Annotated in this window: 24 protein-coding genes and 3 pseudogenes; 9 read left to right on the top strand and 18 right to left on the bottom strand. The window is 61.1% G+C overall.

Going from position 1 to position 23983, the window contains the following annotated elements; translation table 11 throughout:
- Positions 1-2: 2 nt before the first annotated feature.
- Entirely contained in the window at positions 3-1223 is a 1221-nt protein-coding gene (locus tag PSV38_RS07645) for a hypothetical protein (RefSeq protein WP_300546332.1), read from the bottom strand.
- 222 nt (positions 1224-1445) lie between these two features.
- On the opposite strand from PSV38_RS07645, the gene PSV38_RS07640 reads away from it, so the two are divergent.
- Together PSV38_RS07640 and PSV38_RS07635 are read left to right on the top strand one after the other, a co-directional pair.
- On the top strand, positions 1446-1760 hold the full coding sequence (locus tag PSV38_RS07640; protein WP_300546331.1) for a helix-turn-helix transcriptional regulator: 315 nt from the start codon (positions 1446-1448) through the stop codon (positions 1758-1760).
- A 15-nt stretch (positions 1761-1775) separates the two neighbouring features.
- Positions 1776-3095 (top strand): type II toxin-antitoxin system HipA family toxin, encoded by a 1320-nt coding sequence (locus PSV38_RS07635; RefSeq protein WP_300546330.1) that lies wholly within the window; start codon positions 1776-1778, stop codon positions 3093-3095.
- A gap of 8 nt (positions 3096-3103) precedes the next feature.
- Here the strand turns inward: PSV38_RS07635 and PSV38_RS07630 are convergent, their stop codons facing one another.
- From PSV38_RS07630 to PSV38_RS07615, 4 genes are all read right to left on the bottom strand, one after another.
- Positions 3104-3514, bottom strand: a complete 411-nt coding sequence (locus tag PSV38_RS07630) for a hypothetical protein (protein ID WP_300546329.1) — start codon at positions 3512-3514, stop codon at positions 3104-3106.
- Positions 3511-3846 (bottom strand): heavy metal-associated domain-containing protein, encoded by a 336-nt coding sequence (locus tag PSV38_RS07625; protein WP_300546328.1) that lies wholly within the window; start codon positions 3844-3846, stop codon positions 3511-3513. The genes PSV38_RS07630 and PSV38_RS07625 overlap by 4 nt, the downstream gene beginning before the upstream one ends.
- A 10-nt stretch (positions 3847-3856) precedes the next feature.
- Positions 3857-4501 carry a hypothetical protein gene (locus PSV38_RS07620; RefSeq protein ID WP_300546327.1) on the bottom strand — a complete coding sequence of 215 codons (645 nt, stop codon included), beginning with the start codon at positions 4499-4501 and terminating at the stop codon, positions 3857-3859.
- Positions 4502-4579: 78 nt separating this feature from the next.
- Positions 4580-4705, bottom strand: a complete 126-nt coding sequence (locus PSV38_RS07615) for a hypothetical protein (protein ID WP_300546325.1) — start codon at positions 4703-4705, stop codon at positions 4580-4582.
- A 522-nt stretch (positions 4706-5227) separates the two neighbouring features.
- On the opposite strand from PSV38_RS07615, the gene PSV38_RS07610 reads away from it, so the two are divergent.
- The 7 genes and pseudogenes from PSV38_RS07610 (at position 5228) to PSV38_RS07580 (ending at position 10540) form a co-directional block, all read left to right on the top strand.
- Positions 5228-6079, top strand: a complete 852-nt coding sequence (locus PSV38_RS07610; RefSeq protein ID WP_300546324.1) for an STAS domain-containing protein — start codon at positions 5228-5230, stop codon at positions 6077-6079.
- A 13-nt stretch (positions 6080-6092) separates the two neighbouring features.
- Positions 6093-6473, top strand: a complete 381-nt coding sequence (locus PSV38_RS07605) for an STAS domain-containing protein (protein ID WP_300546323.1) — start codon at positions 6093-6095, stop codon at positions 6471-6473.
- Positions 6457-6861, top strand: a complete 405-nt coding sequence (locus PSV38_RS07600) for an anti-sigma regulatory factor (protein WP_366526647.1) — start codon at positions 6457-6459, stop codon at positions 6859-6861. The genes PSV38_RS07605 and PSV38_RS07600 overlap by 17 nt, the downstream gene beginning before the upstream one ends.
- Before the next feature lie 7 nt (positions 6862-6868).
- Positions 6869-7906: an ATP-binding SpoIIE family protein phosphatase gene (locus PSV38_RS07595; RefSeq protein WP_300546322.1), complete on the top strand. Its 1038-nt coding sequence runs from the start codon at positions 6869-6871 to the stop codon at positions 7904-7906.
- Positions 7906-8545 (top strand): annotated as a pseudogene (locus PSV38_RS07590) (ATP-binding protein). Before PSV38_RS07595 ends, PSV38_RS07590 begins: the two are co-directional and overlap by 1 nt.
- On the top strand, positions 8542-10377 hold the full coding sequence (locus PSV38_RS07585; protein WP_300546321.1) for a response regulator: 1836 nt from the start codon (positions 8542-8544) through the stop codon (positions 10375-10377). The pseudogene PSV38_RS07590 and the gene PSV38_RS07585 overlap by 4 nt, the downstream one beginning before the upstream one ends.
- Positions 10367-10540 carry a hypothetical protein gene (locus tag PSV38_RS07580; protein WP_300546320.1) on the top strand — a complete coding sequence of 58 codons (174 nt, stop codon included), beginning with the start codon at positions 10367-10369 and terminating at the stop codon, positions 10538-10540. The genes PSV38_RS07585 and PSV38_RS07580 overlap by 11 nt, the downstream gene beginning before the upstream one ends.
- A gap of 19 nt (positions 10541-10559) precedes the next feature.
- On the opposite strand, the gene PSV38_RS07575 is transcribed toward PSV38_RS07580, so the two are convergent.
- The 13 genes and pseudogenes from PSV38_RS07575 to PSV38_RS07515 all read right to left on the bottom strand — a co-directional run bounded on the left by PSV38_RS07575 (position 10560) and on the right by PSV38_RS07515 (position 23892).
- A complete protein-coding gene (locus PSV38_RS07575; RefSeq protein WP_300546319.1) occupies positions 10560-10943 on the bottom strand; it encodes a response regulator in 384 nt (127 codons plus the stop codon).
- A 17-nt stretch (positions 10944-10960) separates the two neighbouring features.
- A complete protein-coding gene (locus PSV38_RS07570; RefSeq protein ID WP_300546317.1) occupies positions 10961-13711 on the bottom strand; it encodes a PAS domain S-box protein in 2751 nt (916 codons plus the stop codon).
- 78 nt (positions 13712-13789) lie between these two features.
- On the bottom strand, positions 13790-15157 hold the full coding sequence (gene hemN, locus PSV38_RS07565; RefSeq protein WP_300546315.1) for an oxygen-independent coproporphyrinogen III oxidase: 1368 nt from the start codon (positions 15155-15157) through the stop codon (positions 13790-13792).
- A 9-nt stretch (positions 15158-15166) separates the two neighbouring features.
- A complete protein-coding gene (gene ccoG, locus PSV38_RS07560; RefSeq protein WP_300546314.1) occupies positions 15167-16651 on the bottom strand; it encodes a cytochrome c oxidase accessory protein CcoG in 1485 nt (494 codons plus the stop codon).
- A 7-nt stretch (positions 16652-16658) separates the two neighbouring features.
- Positions 16659-17582 carry a cytochrome-c oxidase, cbb3-type subunit III gene (ccoP, locus tag PSV38_RS07555; protein ID WP_300546312.1) on the bottom strand — a complete coding sequence of 308 codons (924 nt, stop codon included), beginning with the start codon at positions 17580-17582 and terminating at the stop codon, positions 16659-16661.
- The gene (locus tag PSV38_RS07550; protein WP_300546311.1) at positions 17575-17727 is read right to left on the bottom strand and encodes a cbb3-type cytochrome c oxidase subunit 3; all 153 of its coding nucleotides are present in this window, start codon (positions 17725-17727) and stop codon (positions 17575-17577) included. Before PSV38_RS07550 ends, ccoP begins: the two co-directional genes overlap by 8 nt.
- Positions 17728-17741: 14 nt before the next feature.
- On the bottom strand, positions 17742-18326 hold the full coding sequence (gene ccoO, locus PSV38_RS07545; RefSeq protein ID WP_300546404.1) for a cytochrome-c oxidase, cbb3-type subunit II: 585 nt from the start codon (positions 18324-18326) through the stop codon (positions 17742-17744).
- A 48-nt stretch (positions 18327-18374) separates the two neighbouring features.
- A pseudogene (gene ccoN / locus PSV38_RS07540) lies at positions 18375-19790 on the bottom strand (cytochrome-c oxidase, cbb3-type subunit I); the annotation flags it as partial.
- A 195-nt stretch (positions 19791-19985) separates the two neighbouring features.
- Complete coding sequence (locus PSV38_RS07535; protein WP_300546309.1) at positions 19986-20666, bottom strand: sulfite exporter TauE/SafE family protein; 681 nt, start codon at positions 20664-20666, stop codon at positions 19986-19988.
- A 67-nt stretch (positions 20667-20733) separates the two neighbouring features.
- Positions 20734-20868 (bottom strand): annotated as a pseudogene (locus PSV38_RS07530) (nitrogen fixation protein FixH); the annotation flags it as partial.
- A 50-nt stretch (positions 20869-20918) separates the two neighbouring features.
- Positions 20919-21086: a cbb3-type cytochrome oxidase assembly protein CcoS gene (gene ccoS / locus PSV38_RS07525; protein WP_300546308.1), complete on the bottom strand. Its 168-nt coding sequence runs from the start codon at positions 21084-21086 to the stop codon at positions 20919-20921.
- Positions 21087-21092: 6 nt separating this feature from the next.
- Positions 21093-23354 carry a cation-translocating P-type ATPase gene (locus PSV38_RS07520; RefSeq protein WP_300546306.1) on the bottom strand — a complete coding sequence of 754 codons (2262 nt, stop codon included), beginning with the start codon at positions 23352-23354 and terminating at the stop codon, positions 21093-21095.
- Positions 23355-23358: 4 nt separating this feature from the next.
- Positions 23359-23892, bottom strand: a complete 534-nt coding sequence (locus tag PSV38_RS07515) for a hypothetical protein (protein WP_300546304.1) — start codon at positions 23890-23892, stop codon at positions 23359-23361.
- Between the last annotated feature and the right edge of the window lie 91 nt (positions 23893-23983).

Here is a 23983-nt window from a genome sequence, read left to right as displayed (position 1 = left end):
CTTCAGGGTGACCACATTCCCTGGCAAATGTCCTCGCCGCCCTTGTTGGCAACCTGCGCTTCAGTGGGGACGTCGACCAAGGTGATCACTTCCTTGGCATCGATGTTGAAGCCTCTGTAGGTCTTATCTGTTTCCGTGCTTCTGCTGCAAGCAATACGCCATTGGCTTCCAACTCGGGAGAGCACGGTAACGTCCATGAGTACGCAGGCATCGGGTGCAGTTTCACCCGGCATGGCTGCGTAGCGACTGGCGTTCACGCCGGCCAGCCGAAGTGCATCGCAAGTGCCTTTTTGGACCACGATGTGGGCATGAGGGATGCGAACCGAGACGATGCGCATCAATCCATCGTGCACTTTGCTGGAAATACCCAGCACCACGGCGGTACCGGAGACGCAAATGAATATGGCCACGGCCTGGAAAGCCCAGGCGAAGGCTTGCTTGCCTTCATCGGCTTTCAAGGCAATGCCAAGGTTGACTGAGTGGAGAAAGATGGCCACGGCAAGGCCAGCCAATAGCCAAAGCCAAACCGTGGTGGTCCCATTGATGTTCAACGGGGACATCGTGCTCATCTCGACAAAGGCAAACAACGGGTACGTTGCGAACAAGGAAAATCCGGCGAACCAGCCAGCTCTCTGGACGCTGAATGACGCCATGGTGGGCTGGTATGAAAAGCTGGTCAGTGCTGCCAACCAAGTTGCGGTTGCGAGGAACTGTATTTGCGAGCGGTATGTCGGGCCAAGGCCCAAGTCTGGCACCGCCGCCAACACTATTGCCAACCAGGGGATGCCTACGGCCGCAGTGACAAGGCCAAACACACGGAGCGGCGAAATTCGCACCGGCTTATCAGCATCTATTGAGGGAACTTGTAGTCGAATCGACAGTGCCTCCCACATGCCCACAGATTTGGTCATGTACACAAAGCCCGATGGTGCGCCCCACATCACCATGAATGACAGCAGCAAAGCGCAGGCCAGCAAGGCCACGATACCGCTCAGCGATGCCATGCTGGCCAAGCTGTCGATGGGCAGGTAGCGGATTCTCAGAAAGTAGACCGTGACAATCACTGCACCCATGGCGGTGGCAATCGCGGCGCTCCTGGTTAGCCAAGTTGTTGTCAGTTGCCACCATTCGATGGGCGATCCCTTGAGCGATCCGGAGGTCGCTGGTGCCGGTGAGGGCGTGTCGGTGGCCGCAAGTGCGGCGTCCTTGGGTTGATCAGTCATTCATTACTCCCTGTATTTTCATTTGCAATCAATGGCTTGCGTTTGATTTGCAATGTAATGCATGAGTTTTGATAAAAATCAAGTTAATAGGCGTATATGCGCCTCTTATATTCATTGATTCAAGTGCCAATTAAATTACAATAAGAGGTAAAAGAAGGACAATCAACAGAAAATTTTCGATCAATGGGCTGAAATACGCCTTTTGTAGAACTTATGGAAATCATGGTGACTGCCAATCTGACGCCCCAAGAGCTCGAAGCAGAGCTGGGTGAAAAACTCAAGACTCTTCGGCTCGCAAAAAACCTGGGCCAGAAGACGCTGGCCGAGCGGGCAGGCATCAGCGTGCGCGCCGTGCGCAGTCTCGAGAACGCAGAAGGCTCCACGGTCAAGACCTTGGTTTGCGTTCTTCGTGCGTTGGGCCGCGAAGCCTGGCTCGACACCGTTGCCCCCATCGCCACCGTCAGCCCGCTGGCGCTGTCTCGTCAGGCAGAGCCACGGCAGCGTGCCTCGCGGCGCGCGCGCCCTGAGCAGCCTTGATCAGGCGCCAATCGCATGGTCACTTCACCACGAAAAAAACCCAAGGCCTACAAGCACGTCAATGTCGTCGAGGCTTACCTCTGGGGCGAGCACATCGGCTCGGTGGCGCTGGACCAGCGCTATGGGTACTACGCTTTTCAATACACACCAGCGTTTGCCAACAAGGCCATTGAACCGTCTCCGCTGCGCATGCGGGCGAATCCGGACGAGGTCTACCTGTTCACAGACTTGCCAGACGCCACCTACAAACGCCTGCCAGCGCTACTGAGCGACGCGCTTCCCGATGACTTTGGCAACGCGCTCATCAACCGGTACATGGCCGACCAAGGTATCGCCGCCGCCAACGTCACGCCCCTTGACCGGCTTGCCTACATGAGCACGCGGGCGATGGGCGCGATGACGTTCAAGCCGACGCGCGGGCCGGCCAAGCACAAGCCGACGGCCATCGCACTGAGCGAACTGGTTGAAGAGGCAAGAAAGATCGTGACCGGCCACCTGGATGGCGACGACCACGCGAACGCGGCGTTGCGCAGCATCATCGACGTCGGCACCTCGGCAGGTGGCGCGCGCGCCAAAGCGGTCATCGCCTTGCAGCCGCAGACGGGTGAAATCCGCTCGGGCCAACTCGATGCACCCGAAGGGTTCGAGCATTGGCTGCTCAAGTTCGACGGGATGGGCGTGGACAGCGAGCTTGGTGCATCGCAGAACTACGGCCGCATCGAATACGCCTATCACCTGATGGCGCGCGCAGCGGGCATCCGGATGACCGACTGTCGGCTCTTGAGCGAAAACGGCCGCGCGCACTTCATGACCAAGCGCTTTGACCGCGAGGGGCAAACCGGGCGCCATCACATGCAGACGCTCTGCGCCATGGACCACCTCGACTACAAGAAGAAGGGAGCCAATGCCTATTCGCAGCTGTTCACGGTCATCCGGCAATTGAACATGCCTTACGAAGACCAGGAGGAGGCTTTCAGGCGCATGGTGTTCAACGTGATGGGGCGCAACTGCGATGACCACACCAAGAACTTCTCGTTCCTGCTGCGGCAGGGCGGCAAGACTTGGGCGCTGTCGCCGGCCTACGACGTGACGTTTGCGCACAATCCCACCGGCGAATGGACGAGCCAGCATCTCATGTCGGTCAATGGCAAGTTCAAGGGCTTCTGCGTTGATGACCTGCTGGCCGAGGCTGCGCGTTTCGGTGTCGGCACCGGCCGCCGCGTGATCGACCAGGTTCGTTCGGCCATTGAGGATTGGCCAAGGTTTGCGCGTGAAGCTGAGCTTCCGCAGGATGAGATGGGGAAGCTTCAGAAGCAGCATTTGCTGCTCATCTGAAATCGTGCCTAGCTTTCTGCAAAGGCCCCACTCAGCCAAGGCTGAGCGAAGGCAAACCAGGCGCCAACCAGGTACACCGCCAGACTGAACACATACAGGCGCCGCGACATCAAGCGTGTCTTCAAACAGGCTCGTCGCAACAGCGGGTCGGCCGGGCAGGGCGCCGTCCTGTTCCGCCATTGCAGCAAGCCACTGCCTGCCATGGCCAGCCCAGCGAACAAGAACAGGCCGACCTTGTGCTCGCTGAGCCAAACCACCTGCGGGAAGACCGACACCAGCGACGACAGCGCTGCACCTGCGCCGAGCGTCACCAGCAATGCTGGCAAAGCGCAGCAGACCAAGGTGCTGGAGCTGGCGAACAGACTGAGGACCGAGGTCCACAGGCTCGCCTTTGACTCGATGACGCCGTCTGCGCTCATTTCTGGGCCTTCACTTCCGCCTTGATGTCGGCCACCGACTTCTCGACCGTCTCCAGCTTCGTCACGTCGTAACCCGCGTCGGTGATTTCGGCAGTGATCGCCTTGCCGTCCAAGGTCTGGCCGGCTTTGGCCTCCACGGCGACAATTTTCTGCTTCAGGTCCACATAGACCGCTTGAGTGGCGGGCATCTTTGACAGCCGCTTTTCAATGCCCTGAGCACAGAACGCGCAGACCATGCCGTTGACTGTGGCCTTGACGCTGGTTGCGGCAAAAGACAAGGTGGTGATGCTGCTCAGAGCCACAGCGACCAGAATGTGTGAGTGGTGTTTCATTGAAGTTCCTTCAGAAGATGTACATGATGTTCGCCCGAGCCTCTTTGGAGGTGTTGACCCCCAGCTCGACGAAATAGCGGTTGTGGATAAGGCGCAGCATGGGCGTGATCTCTGTCGTGTCCGACAAGCCCCGCATGCGGCGCGCTTCGACGACGAACCAGGGTTGGATCTCGTCGTAGTTCACCTCGTAGAACGAGAAGCCAGCGCGGATGGACGCAAAGTCGTGGTTCAAGCCCTCCGCCCGGTACAGGCGCCCCGTGGCGGCCAGGTAGATTCGAGTGGTTTCATAGTCCACCTGAACGCCGGGCGCGACAGCCAGCTTGGTCCCCGCGAAGTCGTTGCCCCGGATTGAACCGGCACCCGCGAAGAACCAAACGTTCGCCTGTGCATGCGGCAGATTCCACCGTTGCACAAGCCGCGTGTAGTTCACCTCGGCCAGCGTCCGGGTCTTCGACTTGTCATCGGACCGCATGTACACGCCGCCCACGCCGACCGCATCGCGTGAGGTCAGGGCGTAGTTGACCCAGGACTCTCGCCAATTGGGACTGAAGTCGCCCATGGCCATGGCACTGTCCTTGAAGCCCATGGGTGCGGCGTGGGCCGCGCTGGCAGCGACGACGACCGCCACATGAGCCAACAGGAGGGTTTTTTTCATTGCATCTCCAGCAGTGGCTCAGGTCGAGCCACGGTTCATGTCACCGCAGAAACTGCGGACGCACTTTGGGCTTGGAGATCAAAAAATGGGGGGCTTGACGGTGGGCGCCAGTGAGGCACTCATGAAATCTGCACTGCCCATCAGGGGCGGGGTGTGCATGGCAAACGTGGTGACTTCCAGCCGAGCAACCGCCAGTTCCGCCATGGGGATGCACAGGCCACAAGACGCACAGGTTTTCCCATCGCTGTGAGCGTGCCCAACATTGGCTTCTGGGGTGTGGGCTTGGCTTGGCTGCGAATGATGCATCGCGCACCCGGGAGGCATGGCGCCCGCCATCGCAGAAACCGTGCTGCGTGCTGCCATTTCAACGCCCATCAGATCGCCCGCCCAACTTCGCAAGGGAAGCAGAACAATCATGACGAGGATGAGCAGTCGGCGCATGAGGCCATGATAGCGGCTCTCACGGCCAACATGTTTACTTTCTACGATGTATATTATGTCAACTCGAAAATGTACCGTGCCTGGGATCACAGATTGCTGGTGGTGGCGATTGGGGGCTCGCTCTTGAGATGAAACCCACGCTGTCGGCCTCAGAACCAAGGAGTTTAGCGGCGGCAACGCTCAGAACGGGTTACCTGGCCTGTCAATGATGGACCCTGTATAGTTTCCGGCAACATTTCATGACACGGCGCCAAGTGCGTCCTGGAATCCATATTGAGGGACCAAATGAAAACTCAGAACACTGCCATTGACGGGTTACTGAAATCCAGTCGCGAACAGATCTTGGCCGAGTGGCTGACGGAAGCCCAGAAACACTCCCAGAGCGGTAAGTCCGCTAGCAATGTCGGCAGTGCCAACACATTGCTGACCGCCTTCCATGAAGGCATCCTGGCCGATGGCGATCCACTCCGGTTTGACGATGCACCCTGGCAGGCCCTGCGCTACGCCCTGGCAGATCTGTCCTCTTCTCGCGCTGCGCAAGGTGCTTCGGCGGGCGACACCAGCGTGTTCGTCATGGCGTTTAAAAAGCCGCTGTTCTCGGGGCTGCAACAGCGCTTGGCCAGTGACCCCTCGACGCTGGTCGACCTCATCTGGTGGATTTCCACCCTGATCGACCACATGGCGCTGTTCACCATCAATACCTACCAGCGCACGCGCGAGGACATCATCGGCCGCCAACAACAGGAGTTACTGGAGCTGTCCACCCCTGTGATCAAGCTGTGGGATGGTGTCCTGGCCGTGCCCATGATCGGCACACTGGACAGCAGCCGCACCCAACTGGTGATGGAAGCCCTGCTTCAACGCATCGTCGACACCGGCTCGGAACTGGCCATCATCGACATCACCGGCGTGCCTACAGTGGATACTTTGGTGGCGCAGCACCTGCTCAAAACCGTGACGGCGATCCGCCTGATGGGCGCCGAATGCATCATCAGCGGCATCCGCCCACAAATCGCGCAAACTATCGTGCACCTGGGCATTGACCTGCAAGGCATCACCACCAAAGCCACACTGGCCGATGCCTTGTCCATCGCCCTGAAGTCCACGGGTTACACCATCACCCGCACCAAGGTCTGAGACTGCAATCACCATGGAACGCATTCCAATTCTCCGGATGGGCACTTGCCTGCTGGTCACCATCCAGGTGGACATGCAGGACCGAACTGCCATGGCGCTACAGGATGACCTGGCCAGCAGGATTGAGACGACTGGCGCCAAGGGCGTGCTGATCGACATCTCCGCGCTGGAGATCGTCGACTCCTTCATTGGTCGCATGCTGGCCAGCATCTCGGGCATTGCGCGCGTGCTGGACGCGAACACCGTGGTGGTGGGCATGCAGCCGGCCGTGGCGATCACGCTGGTCGAGTTGGGGCTGTCACTGGAAGGCGTGCGGACGGCACTGAATGTCGAGAAGGGCATGGCCTTGCTCACCAAATCGGCCAAGGAGCAGGACAGTGACAGCGACCTCTAAGGGCTCGATGCAGCTACTCACCGAGCAGGACATCGTGCTGAGCCGTCAGACGGTGCGTAAGCTGGCCCAAGAGCTCAAGTTCTCGCTGGTGGACCAGACCAAGATGATCACGGCGGCCAGCGAGCTGTCGCGTAACACCGTGGTGTATGGCGGTGGCGGCGAGATGCGCTGGGAACTACTGCAAGACGGCCTTCGCAATGGCCTGCGCCTGCACTTCGAGGACCAGGGCCCCGGCATCCCCGACATGGACCTGGCTTTGACCGATGGCTGGACCTCGGGCAAAGGCATGGGCATGGGCCTGACGGGCAGCCGACGCCTGGTGAACGAGTTCGAGATCAGATCCGTCGTGGGTGAAGGCACCTGCGTCAGCATCACGCGCTGGAAGTGATGTGCTCATGCTAGAAGTACCTTGCCACCTTGCCATTGACGTGCACGATGCCAGCCAGGTTGGCCATGCCCGGCGAGCTGCGGTCAGAGTGGCCGAGCAACTTGGTTTCGACGAAGTGGCCACCGGCCGCGCGGCTTTGGTCGCCACCGAACTGGGCACCAACCTGGTCCGCCATGCGCAGAAGGGTCGGCTGCTGGTCGGTGCGGTCGAAGGCGATGATGGCCAAGCCATGGTCGAGATCCTGTCGCTGGATCACGGCCCCGGCATCCCCAATGTTCGGGCTTGCATGGCTGATGGCTACCCCACCGGCGACACGCCAGGCTCCGGGCTGGGCGCGGTCAGGCGACTTTCCACGGAGTTCGATCTCTTTTCATCGCAGCCTGCCGGCACGGTGATCATGTCGCGTGTGGCGGCCAAGGTAGACGCCGGTGAAACCCCGTTGGTGCCAGCGAATCCTTCAAGCTTTGTCCAGGGCTCAGTTGCGCTGGCGGCGCCCGGTGAATTCGTCTGTGGGGATGCCTGGGCCGTTGTTCAGCAGGGGTCGCAGGCATCCATCATTGTGGCCGACGGGCTGGGTCATGGCCCGTTGGCTTTCGAGGCTTCGAACGCTGCGGTGACCGTGTTCAAAGACGCGCCCTTCATCCCGCCTAGCCAAGCGGTGGAGCGCATGCATCAGATGCTTCGGGCCACCCGTGGTGCGGCGGTGCTCATGGCGCAACTGAACATGGACGACAACGTCTTGACCTTCTCGGGTGCCGGGAACATCGCGGGCAGGCTGATTTCGGGTGTGAGGGACAAGTCGCTCGCATCGCAGCATGGCACTGTGGGCATACAGATCCGTCGACTGCAGGACGTGAAGCAAGAATGGCCGCCTTACGCCCTGCTGGTGCTGCATTCCGACGGCCTGACCACACGCTGGGACCTGGACAATGCTCAGGGAATCTTGCAACATCACCCCACCGTGGTGGCTGGATGGCTGGTCCGCGAACATTGCCGTGGCCTCGACGATGCCACGGTGGTGGTCCTGAAACGGCGAGGCGCCTGATGACCGAACAGCTATTCGAACACTTGCAGTCCGAATTGCAAGCCAAGAACCTCGAACTGGAAGACCTGCGCGCGGAACTTGAAGAAACCAACCGTGGCGTGCTGGCGCTTTACGCCGAACTTGATTCGCAGGCCCAAGAACTGCAGCGGGCCACCGAATTGAAAAGCCAATTTCTGGCTTACATGAGCCACGAATTCCGCACCCCGATCGGCTCGATCCAGAGCATTTCTCGGCTGCTGATCGACCGCATCGATGGCCCCTTGACGGCTGAGCAGGAGGTGCAGGTCAAGTTCATCCAGAGCACTTCGGCCGAGTTCTCGGAAATGGTCGACGACCTGCGTGTCCGCACGCCGCGATGAAGAAGGCACGGTCACGTTTGCGGTGTGCGACACCGGCATAGGCATTTCGCCAGAGTTCCACCACGCGATCTTCCAAGACTTCACCCAGGTTGATTCCCCCATCCAGAAACGCCTGCGCGGCACCGGCCTGGGGCTGTCGCTCAGCAAGCGCCTGGCCGAGTTGCTGGGCGGCACGGTCAGTCTGCAAAGCGAGCTGGGCAGCGGCTCCACCTTCTCCGTGATTCTTCCGCCCCGCCTGCCTGGTCAGGACGACAAATGCCAACCGCCCCCCCGACCATGAGTGCCGTTAACGATCCGCAGGATCTCGCACCAGACCCTTCGGGCATGCCGGAAGTGTTGGTCGTCGACGATAACCCGGCGACACGCTATTCCACAGCCCGCATCTTGCGAGCCGCAGGTTTTCGAACACTCGAAGCTTGCACGGGTGGCGAAGCCTTGCAACGCTCCCACCCGGGCTTGGCAGCCGTGGTGCTGGACGTGCACCTGCCCGACATCAATGGCTTCGAAGTCTGCAAGGCCTTGCGGGCCCGTCCGGAGACCACCCACCTGCCGGTGGTCTACTTGTCGGCAGCCTATGTGGACAACGAGGACAAAGTGCGTGGCCTTTACTCGGGCGCCGACGCTTACATGACGCACCCGGCTGAGCCCTCGCTGCTCATTGCCACCATCCAGACCCTGGGCCGCACGCGCGATGCAGAAGACGCCATGCGCAGCAGTGAGGCCCGCTTTCGTGCCATCTATAACCAGGCAGTGGGCGGCATCTGTCTGATCAACACCGAGGGCTACTTCGTCGAGGTCAACCCGGCCATGCTGACGATGTTGGGACGTCAACAGCCCGCCGTGGTCGGCCAGCGTGTGGTGGACCTGGCACCGCCCGAATGGGCTGAGAGAATCTCCGGTTACCTGAGTCAGCATCAGCAAAGCATGTGGCGCGGTGAGTTCCCGCTGTTGAATGCCCAGGGAGAACAACTGCACCTGGCGTGGAGCCTGTCGGCCCACGTCGAGCAAGGCCTCACCATGGCCATGGCCACCGACATTTCCGAGCGCATCGCCCTGACCCAGCAACGCGAACAATTGCTTGAGCGCGAACAGGCCGCGCGCGTCGCCGCTGAACGCATTAGCCGCTCCAAGGACGAATTCATCGCAGTGCTGTCGCACGAACTGCGCACACCACTCAACGCCATCCTGAGCTGGGTCCACGTGCTGAAGCACCCGGAAGGGGTCAACAACCTGACACGAGGCCTCAACGCCATTGCCCGCAACGCTGAAACGCAGCGCCGACTGATCTCGGACATCCTGGATGTGTCGCGCATGGACCTGGGCAAACTGCGCCTGGAACTGGAGAGCGTGGACGTGGCCGAACTGGTGAGCTCGGCCGTGACGACCCTGGGCGCCCTGATGCGAGACAAGTCGCTGACTGCCCAAGTCGATGTCGAACAAGCCACTCGCCCGCTGACCGCTGACCCATCCCGCTTGCAGCAGATCATCTGGAACCTGCTGAGCAATGCCATCAAGTTCTCGGAGCCCGGCGGACAGATCACGGTCCAGCTGTTGCAGACTGACGCGGAGTTGACGCTCAAGGTGCAGGACCTGGGCCAAGGCATCAAGTCCGAGTTCCTGCCTTATTTGTTTGACCGCTTCACCCAAAGCGATTCGGCCAGCAACCGCTACCACGGTGGCCTGGGGCTGGGCCTGTCCATCGTGAAGCAACTGGTGGAGTTGCATGGCGGCACTATTCGGGCGGCCAGCGAAGGCGTGGGCAAAGGCGCTACCTTCACGGTGACGCTTCCCACCAATCCAACGACCGCATTCGAACGGACGGACTCCGATCACATGCCCTTGGTGGACGAGAGCGAAGTGGCAGAAATCAGCATCCCGCCCTCAAGCCTGAACGGCCTGTCGATCGTGATCGTCGATGACGACCAAGAGGCGCGCGACATCCTGTGCATGATCCTGCGAGACCGGGGCGCTGAGGTGGTGTCGGCGGATGGCTATGACGAGGGCTTGCGCTTCATCCATCAAGCCAGACCCCATGTGCTGGTCAGCGACATCGGCATGCCAGGCAAGGATGGCCACGCCCTGATCCGCGAGGTGCGGCGGCTTGAAAAATGAAAGCAGCACCCACCTGCCCGCGATCGCCCTCACCGCTTTCGCACGCCCGCAGGATGAGGCACTGGCCCTGGCTGCCGGATTCAACGCCTATTGCGCCAAACCCCTGCGTCCCAATGACCTGATGGCGGCCATTTTGCGGCTCACAGGCAGGGCAAGAAACTGATCATGGTGCCAAGCAACCCCTAAGCTATTCTTGGCTCGCCAGCAGATGACGGCACAGAAAGACATGCCTCCACCTGCGAAACGAAGGTCGCCACATTGATGGGCTTTGAAATGTAGCCATCGCACCCTGCGGCCAGCATCTTGGCCTCGTCGCCTTTCATGGCATAGGCTGTGAACGCCACGATCACGATGTCAGCGGTGGCTGGATTGCCCTTCAGCCGCTGGGTCAACTCCAAGCCGTCCATGTCGGGCAACTGGATGTCCATCAAGATCAGGTCTGGCCGGAATGTCGGGATGCTGTCCAAGGCCGTGGCAGCGCCACTTTCCATCTTCACGACAAATCCGCCGGCATCCAGCATGTAGGACACCAGCTCAAGGTTCATGTGGTTGTCGTCGATGATCATGATTCGCCGGGCCGTCATCACGCCTCCCCATCATCAGATGTCGCCGTGGCCATGGCCGCCGGACATCTCCAGCGCCGCAGTTCGTCCAGCAACGCCGCCAGGCTTCCGCCGCCTTTGTTCAAGATCGCCAAGGCAGAATTTGCCAAGTGCGCGTACTCGTCCTGGGTCAACAGCATGCAGGTCCAGATGAACACTGGTATGTGTTTCCATTGCGAATGCTGACGCAGTGCGTCCAGGACTTCAAACCCGTCCATGCCGGGCATCATCAGGTCAAGGATGATGGCGTCGGGCCGATGCTCAGCCATTTCGGCAAGTGCCCGGCGGCCGTCCAACAAGCCAATGAACTCAATGCCGAGCTTGCCCAAGGTGGCCTCCATCAAGTCCAGCGCCAGTTGATCGTCGTCCACCACCATGACGCGCGCGCCGCGACGCTGGGTCAAGCCCAAATTGCCCAACACCATGCCGAGGTGTCGGGTTTCAAGCGGCTTGCTCAGCACATCGGTCACCGGGAAGTTGGCGGCCAATGAGGATGCCGTCCTCATGGTCACGGCCACCACGGGCGATTGCCGACTGGGCCCCTTGCTGCGAATGGCTGACAGCGCTTCCAGCCCGCGGCAGTCCGACAAGATCAGGTCCAGCGTGATCGCGTCATAGGTGTGGTTGCGAGCACGCGCCACAGCTTGGTCGCCGGTGGATGCATGGTCCACCTCAACGCCCACGGCCGTGAGCGCGTCGGTCATGCGGTGTTGCTCGTCCGCGTTGTCCGTGATCACCAGAAAGCGATGTCCGCTGCCAGAGGCCGGGCTGGGCAATGCCTCGCTGGAAGCATTGTGCCGACGCAGGACCAGGTGGAACACGCTGCCCACGCCCAGCGTGCTGCGCACCCCAATGTGTCCGCCCTGGGCCTGGACCAGCCTGCGTGTCAATGCCAGGCCCAATCCGGTGCCTTGGTGCCGTTTGGTGTAGCCACTGTCAAGCTGACGAAACTCGACAAAGAGCTTTGACAAATCCGCTTCGGCAATCCCGACGCCGGTGTCTTCAACTTCAATCCGGAAATGGGCCCTTCCCTGCGGCATTGCCCGCAAAGTGACCTGCCCACCAGGCCGCGTGAACTTGATGGCATTGGACAGGTAGTTGTAGAGCACTTGCTTGAGCCGCGCCGGGTCAATGTGAAGCTCGCCAATGCTCTCGTCGATCTCTGCGCAAACGGTCACCCCTTGTCGGTTGGCCGAAGTCTGAAGGATCGTGGTGACTTCTTTGACCAGCAGTGCCAGGTCCACCGGCTCCGGGTAAAACTCCAGCTTGCCAGCCTCAACCTTGGACAGGTCCAGCACATCGTTGATCAACTGCAGCAGGTGCTGGCCGCTGGTTTCGATGTAGCCCAGGAACTCACGATGCTTGGGCGATTGAGCCGGGACCGCGTCGCCATGGAGCAAGCCCGCGAAGCCAATGATGGCATTGAGTGGTGTCCTCAACTCATGCGACATGTTGGCCAGAAACTCACTTTTGAGTCGACTCGCTGCGTGAATCTGGCGGTTTTCGGCCTCAAGCCTCTCGGCCTCCAGGTGCATCTGCTCAACGCGTTTTTGTTGGGTGATGTCTCGTGCAATCTTGGAGGCGCCAATGATCTGGCCGTGCGCGTCTCTGATAGGCGAGATGGTGACGGAGACGTCCACCAGGTCGCCATTTTTGGCCCGGCGAACCGTGTTAAAGGGGGCGATTTGAACACCGGCCGACAGCTCGGCCAGGATGGCCATTTCTTCAGCGGCGCGATCGGGCGGCAACAACATCTGGATTGGTTGGCCAATGGCTTCTTGCGCCGTGTAGCCAAACAGGGACTGCGCTCCCCTGTTCCAGCTGGTGATGCGCCCGTCCAGGGTTTTGCCAATGATGGCGTCATAAGACGAGTCGACAATGGCGGCCAACTGATTGGCTCCAACCTCGGCCTCATTCAGCTGCGTCATGTCTCTGAAAACCATGGCCAGCCCCCTCACCTCTCGGTCTGGCGAATAGGTCAGCGAGGCTTGCACTTCCAGGGAGACGCGCGTTTGGTCAGGGCGGATGGCCACCACCTGATGCACGGTGTCAATGGTGGCCCCCATGCCGATCATGAGGTCAACGGGGTTGCGGCCCAGGTTTGAGTCGGGCTGGTCTTGGCGGTTAAAAATCTCGGACATCGGTCGGCCCAATGCTTGGTCCTGGCTCCAGCCGGTGACTTGTTCGGCCACCGCATTCATGCGGCTGACACGGCCCTGGCGGTCGGTGGCCATGAATCCGGCGCCAATGCTGGCCAGCGCGATGACCAGGGCTTCTTGGGTGTCTGAGAGGTTTTCTTCAGCGGCACGCCGTTGTTTAACCTCAGCTTCGAGCGACTCAATGCTCGACTGCAACTGCGCGACCGAAGGGATCTTGAGTGCCTTGGGAATCAGCGGCCACAGGGCAATGGCGGTGACCAAGGAAATGAGGGCCGTCACCACTTTGCTGATGGCTTGCAAGCCATAGAACGGTTGCCAGATGGTGATCACATCGGCCACGTGCGTGATGCCACAAGCGAAGATGAAGGCGCTAAACAGCCCGACCAACCAGTTCGTGGAGGATTCCCCACGTTTTCGGACGAAACTCAGCATGGCCAGTGGGATCGAGAAGTACGCGGCTGCGATGACCAGGTCCGCGACCACCATGGACCACAAAAGCTCCGGCTGCCATGTAAAACAGTAGCCATGCGGCAGGTAACCATTGCGCCCCAGAAACGAAACGACTTGATCCACAGGCCAGCCCTCCAGTAGAAGGGCATGATCAGTGTTTTCAGAAGCCGCTGTCAATGAGTGGCATGCGAGCCACTGTTGTCATTGCAGGTACCGGTCGAACACCATGGACACGCTCCGCACAAAGTGCCACCCCAAGGGGGTCAGCTGCACGGCGCGAGGCTCAAGCACCAGCATGCCCTCGCCCACCATCCCTTGCAATCGAGCCAGTTCTGGCCTGAAGTATTCGGACACCGTGATGCCGCAGGTGCTTTCAATCGCGTCGAAATCCAGTCGGCCTTGGCACATCAATGCCATGACCACGGTGCGGCGAATGAGGTCATCGTTGGACAACCAAATGCCTTTCTCCGTGGGGAAACGCCCTTGCACCAGAGCGGCCTGGTACTTGTCCAGCGTCTTGGCGTTCTGCGAATAGCTGTTACCGACGCGCCCGATGGCGGACACCCCCAACGCCACAATGTCGCAGTCGGGTTGCGTGCTGTAGCCTTGAAAATTGCGCTGCAGCCTGCCCTGACGCTTGGCGACGGCCAACGAGTCGTCTGGCAAAGCGAAGTGGTCCATGCCGATGTAGTCATAGCCTTCGGCCCTGAAGCGCTTGATCGCCTGTTCGAGCATGCTCACCCGCTGCGCTTGTGTGGGCAGATCAGGTGTCAGGATGCGGCGCTGCGGCTTGAAGCGATCCGGCATGTGGGCATAGCCATACAGCGCGATGCGGTCAGGCCTCAGTTGCGCAACCTGTCCAAGGGTTCTGGCAAACGACTCGGGCGTTTGCTTGGGCAAGCCATAGATCAGGTCCGTGTTGATGGAGCCATAGCCCAACGACCGGGCGCTTTCCATCAAGCCTTGAACAGACTCAAAAGGTTGAACGCGGTGCACGGCGGCTTGAACCTGTGCGTCGAAGTCTTGCACGCCAAAGCTGATCCGGTTGAACCCCATTTCAGCCAGATTGGCCAATCGTTGTGGCGTCACGGTTCGCGGATCCACCTCGACAGACATTTCAGCACCAGGTAAGAACTCGACCGCATGGCGCAGGATGGCCATCAAGCGGCGGAGTTCCTGGTCGCTCAGGAAGGTGGGCGTGCCACCACCCAGGTGGAGTTGCGAGGCCTGCTGGGGGTGCCGCCATGCCCGCAAGTGCAGATCGACTTCCAGCTCGATCGCATCAAGGTACTGGGTGGCGCGGCTGTGATCGCGCGTGACGATCTTGTTGCAGGCGCAGTAGTAGCACACCGATTCACAGAACGGCAAATGCACATACACGGACAAGGGCGCGATGGTCAGACCGGCCGCCAGGCCTTCGGCCCGCTTCTTCAGCGCCCGTTCATAGTCCTGCGGCTGAAAGCGTTCATTGAAGCGGTCTGCCGTGGGGTAGGAGGTGTAGCGCGGCCCACCCTTGTCCAGGCGTTGGAGCAATCGCGAGTCCAACTCCACAGGCGACGAACTGTTCATGAACGGCTTTCAACGAGGAATGACGAAGGTGGACTTTTCCACCACGTTGGCGTTGCTGCCCTGCCCGTCTTCAGCCAGGCGTTCGATTCGAAACTGAATCGGGTGTGCGCCAGGGCTCAGTTGGTGGGCAGATTCTTGCGGCACCTGGACGACGACTGGGAACCAGCGGGCTTCGGTGGCCTCCACCTCGATCACCGACACGCCAGTGACCTTGGCCCCAGGCAAACCACTGACCTGCACCTGCAGGCGCTGGGTTTGTTCCGTGGCGTTCATCAGTTGCAGGCGGTAAACGTTTTCAATGTTGCCCTCCCCTGCAATGCGGGCCAAAGACCCTCGGTCTCTCACCACGTCAACCTTGAACGGACTTTTCAGGGCCAGGCTGGCCACCAGCGCCAGTGAGATGGTCACCAGGATGCCGCTGTAAATGAGGATACGAGGCCGCAGCATGCGGCCCATCATTTGGCGCGAAGTGAGCTTCTGTTCCATGCCCGACTGCGTGGCGTACTTGATCAGGCCGCGTGGGTAGCGCATCTTGTCCATGACGCTGTCGCAGACGTCGATGCAGGCGGCGCAGCCGATGCACTCGTACTGCAGGCCATCTCGGATGTCGATGCCCGTTGGGCACACTTGCACACACAAGCCGCAGTCGATGCAATCGCCCAGGCCCAGTTGCTGGAGGTCGGCACTGCGGGCGCGGGTTCCGCGAGGGTCGCCACGCGCCTGGTCATAGCTGATGACCAGCGTGTCGTGGTCAAACATGGCGCTCTGAAAGCGCGCATAGGGGCACATGTACTTGCACACCTGTTCACGCAAGTAGCCAGCGTTGCCATACGTGGCCAGCCCATAGAACAGCACCCAGAAGGTTTCCCAGGGGCCCAGGTTGAACTGGGTGACTTCTGCGGCCAGCGTTCTGATGGGTGTGAAGTAGCCCACGAAGGTGAAGCCCGTCCACAAGGCAATGACACCCCAGGTGAAGTGCTTGCCAAACTTGCGCCAAACCTTGCGCCATCCCCAGGGGCCTGCATCCAGCTTGAGGCGTTGACTCCGGTCACCCTCGAACTGGCGCTCGACCCAAAGGAATATTTCGGTGTACACCGTTTGAGGGCAGGCATAGCCGCACCAAAGGCGCCCGGCCACGGCGGTGAACAGGAACAGCGCAAAGGCGCAAATGACCAACAACCCCGTCAGGTAAATGAAGTCCTGCGGGTACAGCACCAGATCGAAGATGAAGAAGCGCCGGGCGGTCAGGTCAAACAGCAAGGCCTGACGGCCGTTCCAGGGCAGCCAGGCCAATCCATAGAAAATGGCCTGGGTCAACCACACCAAAGTCCAGCGCCACGCAGCAAACCAGCCGTGAACGGCGCGTGGGTGGATCTTGGGCTGCTTTTCATACAGGGACACGAGTTGTGTCGCCTCGCCATCAGCCGAGGCGTTAGGTACCGGAACGATCGGTATGACCCGCGCCGACGTCGCTTTCTTATCCGGTCCAGTCATGGTTGGTTCACCGTTGCAGGGCAACGCTCTCCACCTTGGGTTGGGACATCTGCCAGACATACGCCGCCAGGACATGGATCTGCTCGGCGGTCAAACGGGTGCCATGGGCTGGCATCTGGTTGGTTTTGCCATTCTTGATCATGCTCATGACGGCCTCTTCACCCCAGCCATGCAACCAAACCTTGTCGGTCAGATTGGGAGCGCCGAGGGCCTGGTTGCCCTTGCCATCCATGCCATGACAAGCCGCACACGCCGAAAATGATGACCGACCCAATTGTGCCGCGATGTTGTTGTGTGCACCGCCAGACAGACTCAAGACATAGTGGGCCAGGTTGCGCGCATCGGCTTCAGTGCCCACTGCCCCGCCCATGGGGGGCATCATGCCAATCCGCCCCTTCGTGATGGTCTCTTCGATCTTCTCGACGGCGCCACCGTGAAGCCAATCGTTGTCGGTCAAGTCGGGAAAGCCTTTGCTGCCGCGGGCATCCGATCCATGGCAAGTGGCACAGTTGTTGACGAACAGGCGCTCGCCAATCCCCATGGCCTGAGGATCTTTCGCCAACTGGTTGGCGGGCAAACCTGCGAACTTGGCATAAAGCGGGGCACTCAGCGCGCGGGCTGCTTCCACTTCGGCGGCGTGCTGACCATTGGTGCTCCAATCAAAGTAGCCACGTGTGCTGCCCAGTCCGGGATAGAGCGCGAGGTAGGCAAAGGCGAAAATCACCGTGCCCACAAACAGCCCCATCCACCAGCGCGGCAGGGGGTTGTTCAGTTCTCGCAGGTCTTCGTCCCAGACATGGCCGGTGGTGTTGTCGCCAGGAATGACCTTGCGCCTGGCTGCGATGACCAACAAGGCCAGGCAGGCCAGAAGGCCGATGATGGTGGCTGCGGCAACGTAGTAGGACCATCCACTGCTGATGAAATCACTCACGAACGGGCTCCTCGTCGCTGAAGGGAAGTTGTGCTGCGGCGTCAAAATCAGCGCGATGCCCGGGCCAGCAGGCCCAGACAGCGATGCCGCCAAAGCTGACGAAGCTGGCCATGGTGACCAGGACGCGTAACTCATTGAGGTCCATGTGGGGTCTCCTTGTTACTTCAGTTGGGTACCCAACACCTGCAGGTAGGCGATGAGCGCTTCCAGCTCAGTCTTGCCCTGCACGGCTTCGGACGACGCATCGACTTCGGCTTGCGTGTAAGGCACGCCCAGGCGCTTCATGGCCGTCAAGCGAGGCGGCACGCTGGCCGGATCGACTGGCTTGGTGGCCAGCCATGGGTAGGCTGCCATGTTGGACTCAGGGACCAGGTCGCGTGGGCTGGTCAGGTGAATGCGGTGCCATTCATCGCTGTACTTGCCACCAACGCGTGCCAGGTCCGGCCCGGTGCGCTTGCTGCCCCATTGGAATGGCCGGTCATAAACGAACTCGCCTGCCAAGGAGTAGTGCCCATACCGCAATGTCTCGGACTGCAAGGCGCGAATCATCTGTGAGTGGCAGTTGTAGCAACCTTCACGCAGGTAGATATCACGGCCCACGAGTTGCAAGGCGGTGTAGGGTTTGACACCCGCCACGGCTTCAGTGGTGGAGCGTTGGAAGAACAGGGGCACGATCTCAACCAAGCCGCCCACGGCCACCACCAACAGGATCAGGACGATCATCAGGCCATTGTTGGTCTCGATTTTTTCGTGTCCCCGCGCCGGGTTGACGTGCCCTTCATGCTTGGTAGCAGGAACCTTCGCGACGGCGGGTTTGCCTGCCCGCACGGTCATGACCACGTTCCAGGCCATCAGCAACATGCCGCTGAGGTACAGCAAACCACCACTCAGGCGAACCACATAGAACGGGAATGTGGCCTTCACACTTTCAATGAAGCTGTAAACCAAGGTGCCGTCGGGATTCACCGCACGCCACATCAAGCCCTGCATCACGCCGGCGATCCACATCGCCGCGATGTACAGGACGACGCCCAGTGTCGCGATCCAGAAGTGGATCTCGATCGCCTTGACGCTGAACATGGTGGTCCGGCCGAACATGCGGGGGATCAGGTAGTAAAGCGATCCCATGGTGATGAAACCAACCCAGCCCAAGGCCCCGGCGTGCACGTGGCCCACTGTCCAGTCCGTGTAATGCGACAGCGCATTGACGGTCTTGATGGACATCATCGGGCCTTCGAAGGTGGCCATGCCATAGAAAGACAAGGCCACGATCAGGAACTTGAGGATGGGGTCGTCGCGCAGCTTGTACCAGGCGCCCGACAAGGTCATCACACCGTTGATCATGCCGCCCCAGCTGGGGGCTAAAAGCACCAGCGAGAACACCATGCCCACCGATTGCGCCCAGTCGGGCAAGGCGGTGTAGTGCAGGTGGTGCGGACCAGCCCACATGTAGGTGAAGATCAGTGCCCAGAAGTGCACGATCGACAGGCGGTACGAGTACACCGGCCGCTCGGCCTGCTTGGGGATGTAGTAATACATCATGCCCAGGAAGCCTGCGGTGAGGAAGAAGCCGACGGCATTGTGGCCGTACCACCATTGCACCATCGCGTCTTGAACACCGGCGTAAGCCGAGTAGCTCTTCCACAGGCTCACGGGCATGACGGCGCTGTTGACCACGTGCAAGAGGGCCACGGCCAGGATGAACGCGCCAAAGAACCAGTTGGCCACGTAGATGTGCCGAACTTGCCGTTTGGCGATGGTGCCGAAGAACACGATAGCGTAAGAGACCCACACCACCGTGATCAGAACGTCGATGGGCCATTCCAGCTCGGCGTATTCCTTGCCTTGCGTGTAGCCCATCGGGAGTGTGATCGCAGCCGCCACGATGACGGCCTGCCATCCCCAGAAGGTGAACTTGGCCAAGGCCGGTGCGAACAATCGGGTTTGACCCGTGCGCTGGGCCACATGGTAAGACGTGGCAAACAGCGCGCAGCCGCCAAAGGCGAAGATCACCGCGTTGGTGTGCAGTGGCCTGAGGCGCCCATAGCTGAGCCACGGGATGTTCGCAGTCAGGTCGGGCCAAGCCAGTTGAGCAGCGATCAGAACGCCGACGGTCATGCCAACCACGCCCCACAGCACCGCCGCCAATGCGAACTGTCGAACAGGCCAGTCGTCATAGTTGACCACGGCAGATTTTAGAGCGGCCATTCGGCGCGTCCTTTCGTTGTTTTCGTGCTTGAGATTGAAGGGTCTACCGGGATTGTTGGGCAAAGGCCCCGTTTGAGCCTTGACCCTGATCAAGACTCAGAGCGGCCGCGCGCTCATCGTGTTCATTCAGCCCGGCGGCCACCAAAACGCCAGTGGCGCCCAAGGTGGCGAGGACGAAGGCAAGGGCTCTGATCATCATGTGGTGCACCAGGTTGCAAAGCGTTGCCAGAGGTCGTGTGTCAAGGCCCAGCCAGAGGCGAGCACCAAGCCGATCCCGGCGATGCGAAAACCGTGCAGCGACAGCTGTCCGGGAGAAATGGTGGTGCCGTGATGCGCCTGCCAGCGCTTCCACGCCCAGGGAGCGAGCAGCAGGCCCGGCATGGACGCCACCGAGAAGGCGCCCATCACCAAGGCACCCGCCAATGGCGTGTTGGCCAGCGCCGCCAGCACCAGCGCCCCTTGCAGTGCGGCGCAGGGCCAGGCCGCCCATGCCAAGCCCGTGAGGCCTGCGCGCATCACGGGTGAATGGCGTCCTGGCATGCGGATCACGGACACGGTGTCGTCGCGCCTCATCCAGGTGGGTTGCTCGCCCGTGAACAACCACCACAGACCCAACCCCAGGCAAGCCAGGTGCAAAAGCGTCCACAGCGGACGCAGCGCAGGCACTGTTTCGCTCCAGACGCCGAGAGTGGACACGCTGTACGCGGCCAGTGCGCCCACGAGCATGTAGCTGATCAGGCGCCCCACTTGAAAACTGGTCGCGCTGTGCTTGTCTCCACGCGTCACCGCCGCGCAAGGCGCCGCGCACATGACGGCGCAATGCGGTGTGGCGGCCACGCCCATGGCCAAGCCAGCGAGGATCAGCGGCCACTGCATGGTGTTGGTGTCAGCGACGAAACGCCTGCGAGGCAGATCCTGGGTTGTGGACAGGCTGGTCGCCGCCATTGATGGCGAGGGCCAAGGTGATGAAGCCAGCGACCACGACCAAGGCCGGGCCGCCAATCACCAGCCACACCATGGGGATGCGCCACCACGGGAGTGTGGGTGGGCCCATGATTGTTCGTGTGTTGTCAGCCATTACGCGCCTCTGATTTCCTTGCTCAACTGAGATTATTCGTTGGGGCGTGCTCAGTCACCTTGATGCAAATCAGTCGACTCATGCGCGGCGTCCAAAATTTGCTCGCCGTGCTGCTCCACGTCATCAAATTGGCCGGAATACAGAGCCCACGCAAAAACACCCAAGATGACCAGCACCAGCACCGACGACAGGGGAATCAGCAGGTAGAGGATGTCCATGCAGGGTCAGCGCGAGAGGCGCAGCGAGTTGAGCACGACCAGCAGTGAGCTGGTGGCCATGCCCAGGCCCGCAGCCCATGGCGGCAACCAACCCATCAGGGCCAATGGCACGCAAGCCGCGTTGTAGGAAGCCGCCCAGATGAAGTTCTGGCGCACCACGCGCAAGGTCTTCTTGGCCAGGGCGCGTGCGCGAACCACGTCCTGCAGGTCATTGGTGACCAGCACCCCGTCGGCTTGGGCTCGTGCAATTTGCGCGCCCTCCCCCATGGCGATCGAGGTGTCGGCCTGGGCCAGAACCGGCGCATCATTGATGCCATCACCCAACATCGCCACCTGCTGGCCGCGCGCTTGAGCCTCTCGCACGGCGGTCAGCTTGTCTTGCGGCGCCATGCCGCCTTGGCAGTCATTCAGACCCAGCAAGCGGCCCACTCGGTGGACGCGCTCAGCGCTGTCACCCGACAACAAGATGACACTCACGCCATCCTGCTCAAGGGCCCTGACCGCCTCCATGGCGCCAGGGCGCAGGGTCTCGGTGAACCGGAAGCAGGCCACCGGTTGACCATCGCGGCTCAGCCAGGTCTCAGCGTCGTGGCCATCATTCGCCGCCACCGGCACCGCGCGAGATGCCCGGCCCAGTTGCCAGATCGATCCATCGCTGGCGCAGCCTTCGATGCCTTGGCCGGGTGTTTCACGCAGGCCATGCCACACCCCTGTCGCTTTGGCCGTTTCCTGCGCCAGAACCTTGGCAAGCGGGTGTGTCGACCACGCGGCGAGCGACGCGGCCTGCTGGCGCAACGCATCATCCGTCCAACGTTCATCTGGGCCGGTGCGGATCATCGTGGCCCGCTGACGCCGCGCTTCGGTCAAGGTGCCGGTTTTGTCGATGAACAAGGTCTGCATACCCGCCAAGCCTTCAATGGCCTCGATCCGGCGCAACAGCAGGCCTTGCTTGGCCATGGCCATCGCCGCCGACAGCATGGCCGAGGGCGCCGCCAGTGACAAGGCGCACGGACAAGTCACGATCAGCACGGAGACGGCCACCCAGATGGCCCGAGATGGGTCAATCACGCTCCACACTGCCGCAGCCGCGGCCGCCAGCACCAGGATCGACCACAGGAAAGGCGTTGCCCAGCGATCACTGGCGGTGACCGATGCAGGGCGCTGCGTGCGCGCATCGCGCATCATGGCGACGATCGCTTCGTAGCGGGTGTCTGCGCCCACGTGCTCGACCCGCATGGCAACCGGCGCGGCCAAATTCAGGCTCCCCGCCACCACGGCATCGCCCACGGTCTTCTCAACCGGGGCTGATTCACCGGTCAGCAGCGACTCATCCGCGCGTGTCTGGCCTTGGGTCACGATCCCGTCAGCACAGAAGGCCCCGCCCACTGGCACCCGGATGATGTCGCCGCGCTTCAGGCGCAACACGCTGATGGCCATGACGCTGCCATCTGGGCTCTCGCGCAGAGCGATCTCTGGCAGCCGACCGATGGTGTCTTCCAGCGAGCGCTCGGCGTGGTGACGGGCCCGCATTTCCAGGTATCGCCCCCCGAGCAGGAAGCTGATGAACATGGTCAGCGAATCAAAATAGACCTCCCGACCGAACACACCACCCGGGTCGAACGTGGCGCCGCTGCTGGCGATGAAGGCCACCAGCATGCCCAAGGCGGCTGGCACATCCATGCCGATTCGGCGGTTGCGCAATGAGCGCCATGCGCCACTCAGGAAAGGGGCTGCGGCAAAGATCATCACCGGCAGGGTGAGCAGCCAACTGCCCCAATCGAGCAGCTGCTTCAAGTCGGGCTCGAGCTGGCCTGATGCGCTGACATACGACGGTGTGGCCAGCATCATCACCTGCATGGCGCAAAACGACGCCACGAACAGGCGCCACAGCGCATCCCTGGATTCTTTCAGGCGAAAGGCGCGCGCGTCGGCCACGGTGTCCGGTGTGGCGCGGTAGCCTGCTCGCTCAATGGCCTGCACGAGTTCAGAAGGACGGGTCCGCTCAACATCCCAGGAAACGGTGGCGCACTGCCCTGCGGCGCTGACTCGCACCTCGGTCACGCCGGTTACGCCTTGAAGTGCCTGTTCGATGGTCGCTGCGCAAGCCGTGCAATGCATTCCGCCGATGCGCAAGGAAGACTCGCCAAGGCGTCGGCCATTGGCCAGGGATGTCCACCGGGTGAACTGCGCGGCTTCCACTTCGTCATCCAGCACTGTCACTTGGGCGTCAGGCGTCTGGATCGGTGGGGACTTTGCAGGGGTGTTCATGGGATCAGCGCAGGGTACTCAGCAGCACCGCCTGGATGAAGGCTTCCCGGCAACCATGATCGTCATGGGCGTTGCCTGCAACGTGCGCCAGCGCCTGATGCTTCATGTGCTCAAACTGCCTGAATGCTTCATGAGATGGCGATCCAATGCCATTGTAGACAACCGTGCCCGCATGCTGCACCAGCTGGGCAACGACCTCGCCATCCACGCCCTGGCATTCAACCGCCTCATACAGGCGGCCCAGCATTCTGGCCGTGGCGATGAGGTCGGCTCCTGGGGCCAGGCCAGCATCGCTGGAGCGGATTCGGGCCACGCGCGCACCCAGGCTCGTGGCAGCGCGCTCAAAAGTACTGGCATCGCCTGCATCTGAGTGACCGAAGACCAAGGCAATGTTCTTACCACGCAACAGCATCTGCGCAGCGCCAGGCACGCTGGCCCTGGCAGTCAGGCTGTCCGCCGCGCAAATCAACGTCCGGACCTGTTGTTCATTCAGGCCGCCGGGAGCGTTCAGCGCTTTGTAGTCGAGGTAGGGGCTCACATTGGAGGGCCGTTGAGGGGCAGCATCGGGATGATCCTGCTGTGACGGAGGCTACGGCGGGGCCAAGCAACGGGGGTTGACGCAGGTCAAG

The sequence above is a fragment of the Aquabacterium sp. genome (assembly GCF_029946005.1).
GTDB lineage: Bacteria > Pseudomonadota > Gammaproteobacteria > Burkholderiales > Burkholderiaceae_C > Aquabacterium.
This window is presented reverse-complemented; position numbering and strand designations above follow the sequence as displayed.

Coding starts and splice junctions, on each gene's coding strand:
- PSV38_RS07645 (WP_300546332.1), bottom strand. CDS start 1,223: ATGACTGATCAACCCAAGGACGCCGCACTTGCGGCCACCGACACGCCC.
- PSV38_RS07640 (WP_300546331.1), top strand. CDS start 1,446: ATGGTGACTGCCAATCTGACGCCCCAAGAGCTCGAAGCAGAGCTGGGT.
- PSV38_RS07635 (WP_300546330.1), top strand. CDS start 1,776: ATGGTCACTTCACCACGAAAAAAACCCAAGGCCTACAAGCACGTCAAT.
- PSV38_RS07630 (WP_300546329.1), bottom strand. CDS start 3,514: ATGAGCGCAGACGGCGTCATCGAGTCAAAGGCGAGCCTGTGGACCTCG.
- PSV38_RS07625 (WP_300546328.1), bottom strand. CDS start 3,846: ATGAAACACCACTCACACATTCTGGTCGCTGTGGCTCTGAGCAGCATC.
- PSV38_RS07620 (WP_300546327.1), bottom strand. CDS start 4,501: ATGAAAAAAACCCTCCTGTTGGCTCATGTGGCGGTCGTCGTCGCTGCC.
- PSV38_RS07615 (WP_300546325.1), bottom strand. CDS start 4,705: ATGGCGGAACTGGCGGTTGCTCGGCTGGAAGTCACCACGTTTGCCATG.
- PSV38_RS07610 (WP_300546324.1), top strand. CDS start 5,228: ATGAAAACTCAGAACACTGCCATTGACGGGTTACTGAAATCCAGTCGC.
- PSV38_RS07605 (WP_300546323.1), top strand. CDS start 6,093: ATGGAACGCATTCCAATTCTCCGGATGGGCACTTGCCTGCTGGTCACC.
- PSV38_RS07595 (WP_300546322.1), top strand. CDS start 6,869: ATGCTAGAAGTACCTTGCCACCTTGCCATTGACGTGCACGATGCCAGC.
- PSV38_RS07585 (WP_300546321.1), top strand. CDS start 8,542: ATGAGTGCCGTTAACGATCCGCAGGATCTCGCACCAGACCCTTCGGGC.
- PSV38_RS07575 (WP_300546319.1), bottom strand. CDS start 10,943: ATGATCATCGACGACAACCACATGAACCTTGAGCTGGTGTCCTACATG.
- hemN (WP_300546315.1), bottom strand. CDS start 15,157: ATGAACAGTTCGTCGCCTGTGGAGTTGGACTCGCGATTGCTCCAACGC.
- ccoG (WP_300546314.1), bottom strand. CDS start 16,651: ATGACTGGACCGGATAAGAAAGCGACGTCGGCGCGGGTCATACCGATC.
- PSV38_RS07550 (WP_300546311.1), bottom strand. CDS start 17,727: ATGGACCTCAATGAGTTACGCGTCCTGGTCACCATGGCCAGCTTCGTC.
- PSV38_RS07535 (WP_300546309.1), bottom strand. CDS start 20,666: ATGCAGTGGCCGCTGATCCTCGCTGGCTTGGCCATGGGCGTGGCCGCC.
- ccoS (WP_300546308.1), bottom strand. CDS start 21,086: ATGGACATCCTCTACCTGCTGATTCCCCTGTCGTCGGTGCTGGTGCTG.
- PSV38_RS07520 (WP_300546306.1), bottom strand. CDS start 23,354: ATGAACACCCCTGCAAAGTCCCCACCGATCCAGACGCCTGACGCCCAA.